The following is a 3,745-nucleotide window of genomic DNA, read 5'->3' as shown; positions in this document are numbered from 1 at the left end:
GCCGGCGCTCGCGACGAGCAAGTGGTGGAAAGAGGAGCGTCACGGGGTCTTCATCGACTATAACCAGAACGCCAAGGATCGCACGGTGGCCGCCGCGTATTCGGTGCGTCCGACCCCGGACGCGCGGGTTTCGGCGCCGCTCTCGTGGGATGAAGTCGACGTCTGCGATCCCCGCGACTTCACGCTCGCGACGATGCCGCGGCGCTTCGCCGACGGGGGCGACCGGCATGCCGGGATCGACGCGTCCGCCGCCTCCCTCGCGGGTCTTCTCGACCTATCCGCGCGCCATGAGCGGGAGGGCCTCGGCGACGCCCCGTGGCCGCCGCACTACCGAAAGCAGGCCGGGGAGCCGCCGCGCGCCCAGCCGTCCCGCCGCCGGGCGGCGAGCCACCCGCTGATTGAAATCGCGCGGGCGCACCGCAGGGACGACGCGCTCGCGGGCCTCGCGCGCTGGCGGACCCGCCATCCCGAGGCGGCCGGGTACCTGACGCTTGAGGACGTCCTCGTCGATTCCATGCGCGGCCGCTCGAGCACCTGGACCCGCATCCGCGTGAACTTGCAACACGTGCCGGCGGGGTTGCGGCCGGAGCAGGAGGCCCTCGATCCGGACGAAGCACCGGCTGCGCCGAAGCGGCCTCATCGCTAGCGGCCGCTCACGCCGAACACCTTCGCCAGCTCAAACGGCGCGGTGACTTCGAGCTGATCGTAGCGGCAGTCGGCGGGCCGCTTGTCCGGCCGCCATCGCAGAAACAGGGCCGCGTGGCGGAACCGCCGGCCCTGCAGGTGATCGTACTTCACCTCACAGACCCGCTCGATTCGCAGCGGCTCCCACGACAGATCCTTGCCGGCGCTCCAACGGCTCTGGCCCCCCGGCATGCGGACCAGGCCGCCGGCGTCAGGGGTCGCCCAGTCGCGCCACGGATGATGGTCCAACGCTCCCCGCCGCAGCGGCGCGAGTTCCCGCGCCAGCTCTTTGCGCGCCGCCATCGGAAAGGCCGACGTCACGCCCACGTGGTGCAACGCCCTCCGCTCGTCGTACAGTCCGAGCAGGAGCGACCCGACCGCGTCGGCGCCGCTCTTGTGCCAGCGAAACCCGGCGACGGCGCAATCGGCCGTGCGCGCGTGCTTGACCTTGATCATCGCCCGCCTGCCCGGCTGGTACGTCCCCCGTGCCGGCTTCGCGATGACGCCGTCCAGGCCCGCCCCCTCGAACTCGCGGAGCCACACCAGCGCCGTCGCGTGGTCGGGCGTGACGGGTGTCAGATAGAGGGGCCGCGCCGCGCGGCCCAGCACGCCCTCGAGCAGGCGCCGCCGGTCGGCCTGCGAGGCGGTCCGAACGTCGCGGCCGTCCACCGCGAGCAGGTCGAATGCGACGAACGCCGCCGGCGTCGCCTTCGCCAGCATGGCGACGCGCGAGGCGGCGGGATGGAGCCGGAGCTGCAGCGCGTCGAAGTCGAGTCCGTGCGCCGTCACGATGACGATCTCGCCGTCCAGCACGCACCCGGCGGGCACCTGTGCCAGACACGCCTCGTGCAGTTCCGGGAAGTATCGGTCGAGCGGGCGCAGGTCGCGGCTCTGAATGAAGACGTCCACGGCGCCGCGAAACACGACGGCGCGGAATCCGTCCCACTTCGGCTCGTACAGCCACCCGTCGCCCGCCGGGAGCGCTTCGGCCGACGCGGCAAGCATCGGCTCGATCGGCGGGGCGATCGGAAATGCGGAGGTCGTCGTGGGGTGGCTACTCCGGGGCAGTGGTCACAACTGCTGACGCGTCAAATACTCGCGGCCGCGGGTCGTGATCATCGCTCGTCCCACTCCGCCGACGTGCCGGTTCCATGCCACCAATGCGTAGTCCGCACAATACAGCAGGTGACGTTCCACCACGTCTGTCGCCAAGCCAAGATTCTTCGCCAGCGTCGCGCTATCGGCGCCGTCGGGCTCCTCCCGCAACGAGGTCAGCACGCGGTTTCGGTCACCGTCTAAGGCCATAAAAACCTCCTCGTCTCGACGGGAACCACCGCCGCCGTTTCTTGACCAGCGCACCAAACGATCGCGGCTATCCCCCAATGATACGCCTGCCCGGCTCGAAAGCAAGACAAAATCGGGGCGCAATCCGTCCCGACGACTCCGGCAAGAGCGGGACCGCGCACGTGGACGAATCGCCTACGCGGGCCGGCACGCGTGCCCACTCGCGTCGATGCTCCTCTGGAGCTCGGACCGTAATCCGGCACGCGCGGCAATGCGGGCGGCATATCCGAGCGCGGCGATCTTGGAGATGTCGAAATGGTAGTCGCTGAAGAGTCCGTCGAGCTCCTGTCTGCCGAAGTGCGCGAAATCAGGCCGCCCGCATGCTCGGCCGACAACGTTAATCAATGGCCTGATACACGCCGCGAACCACCAAGGGATGGACGGCAACCAGGGAGAGCGGTGCAGCCCCTCAGCCACCCACCGGATCAGGTCTCCCGCATGATGGCATCCCCCATCCGTCACATTGTAGGCGACGCCGGATTGTCCGGCTTCCATGACCAGGAGATGCGCGGCCGCCAGATCATCCGCGTGCACGAGATCGACCACGTGACGGCCGCCATCCGGGAGCGGGATCACCGGCAGCCGCGCGACCTGTACCGCCTGCGGCATGAAATATCGATCGCCCGATCCATAGACGATGCACGGGCGGACGATCATGACGTGAAGACCGGCCGCGACCGCGTCCTGCGCCAATTGCTCCGCGCGGACTTTGGACGCCCCATAGATGCCCGCCGGGTTGACCGGGGCGTCTTCCGCGACCCCCAGGGGCAGCCGATCGCCGTACACCGAGACAGAACTCGTGTACACGACCCGGCGGACCCGCGCTGCAAGAGCGGCCTCGAGCAGCCGGCGGGTTCCGTCCACATTCGTGTCCAAGATCTCCGCGTCCCCGTGTCTGTGCGTATCCACGGCTCCGGCAACGTGATAGATCTGCGCGATACCCGCACAGGCCGGCCGCAGACTCGCCGCGTCTCGAAGGTCCCCGACCGAGATCTCCGCGCTTGACCCGAAGAGCGCACGGGCGCGCTCCGAGCTGCGCACCAATACGCGGACGGGGCACGTCCGTTCCAGCAGCGCACGAACAATCGCGCTGCCCACCAATCCGGTCGCGCCGGTCACCAGCACGCGGGGCTGAGGCACCGATTCGGATCTCGGTCAGAACTGTGAACCTGGACGTTTCATATGCGGCACAGCGGGACACATTGCCAAGACATCGGGGCTCGACGGCATCCTCCGGTTGTTCGAAATTTCAGGAAGCACCCATATCCTTCCTCTCGGAGCCGGCGCGCCAAAGAAAGAGCGGCCGGTTTCCGGCCGCTCTCGTTATCTCGTATCCGGCGTCTGAAGAGGGCGCCGATATGTTACCCGATGACCCGGAGGTTGCCCGCCTGGGGACCCTTTTGTCCCTGCGTGGCCTCGTACTCGGCCTTCTGGCCCTCGCGTCAGGCCGGCTGCCGTTTGCCGTGGCCGCGCGAGCGCGTCGTGTACGCCTGGATGTGGTGGAGGATCGCCGGTTCGTCCCGCCGGTTGAACCGCAGTTCGGCCCGAGGCGGCCGCGGCGTCACCACGCCGCTGTTGATCCGCCAGCCGCGGTGGATCATCGCGTTGATGCCGGCGAGAACCGCCTCAGTCCCCCAGAAGACCAGCCCGCTCGCCCGCGATCGGGTGGCGGTGGGAGCCGCCCAGTTGCCGTCCAGGTATCCGCGCAGGAACGGGG

5 protein-coding genes are annotated in these 3,745 nt (G+C 68.9%); 1 reads left to right on the top strand and 4 read right to left on the bottom strand.

Going from position 1 to position 3,745, the window contains the following annotated elements; genetic code table 11:
• Window positions 1-646 (top strand): DNA primase (locus VGZ23_15895; GenBank protein HEV2359075.1); only part of this gene is annotated, 646 nt, incomplete at its 5' end.
• On the opposite strand, the gene VGZ23_15890 is transcribed toward VGZ23_15895, so the two are convergent.
• From VGZ23_15890 to VGZ23_15875, 4 genes are all read right to left on the bottom strand, one after another.
• Window positions 643-1,710 carry an ATP-dependent DNA ligase gene (locus tag VGZ23_15890; GenBank protein HEV2359074.1) on the bottom strand — a complete coding sequence of 356 codons (1,068 nt, stop codon included), beginning with the start codon at window positions 1,708-1,710 and terminating at the stop codon, window positions 643-645. The two genes, VGZ23_15895 and VGZ23_15890, sit on opposite strands and share 4 nt — an antisense overlap.
• 45 nt (window positions 1,711-1,755) lie before the next feature.
• Window positions 1,756-1,989 carry a hypothetical protein gene (locus VGZ23_15885; protein HEV2359073.1) on the bottom strand — a complete coding sequence of 78 codons (234 nt, stop codon included), beginning with the start codon at window positions 1,987-1,989 and terminating at the stop codon, window positions 1,756-1,758.
• A gap of 174 nt (window positions 1,990-2,163) precedes the next feature.
• Complete coding sequence (locus VGZ23_15880) at window positions 2,164-3,168, bottom strand: NAD-dependent epimerase/dehydratase family protein (GenBank protein HEV2359072.1); 1,005 nt, start codon at window positions 3,166-3,168, stop codon at window positions 2,164-2,166.
• Between the two features lie 302 nt (window positions 3,169-3,470).
• Window positions 3,471-3,745: hypothetical protein (locus tag VGZ23_15875; GenBank protein ID HEV2359071.1), on the bottom strand; the 275-nt coding region annotated here is incomplete at its 5' end.

The organism is bacterium (assembly GCA_035945995.1).
GTDB lineage: Bacteria > Sysuimicrobiota > Sysuimicrobiia > Sysuimicrobiales > Segetimicrobiaceae > DASSJF01.
The sequence above is the reverse complement of the archived record's forward strand: the minus strand, read 5'-3'. Positions and strand labels throughout refer to the sequence as shown.

Coding starts and splice junctions, on each gene's coding strand:
- VGZ23_15885 (HEV2359073.1), bottom strand. CDS start 1,989: ATGGCCTTAGACGGTGACCGAAACCGCGTGCTGACCTCGTTGCGGGAG.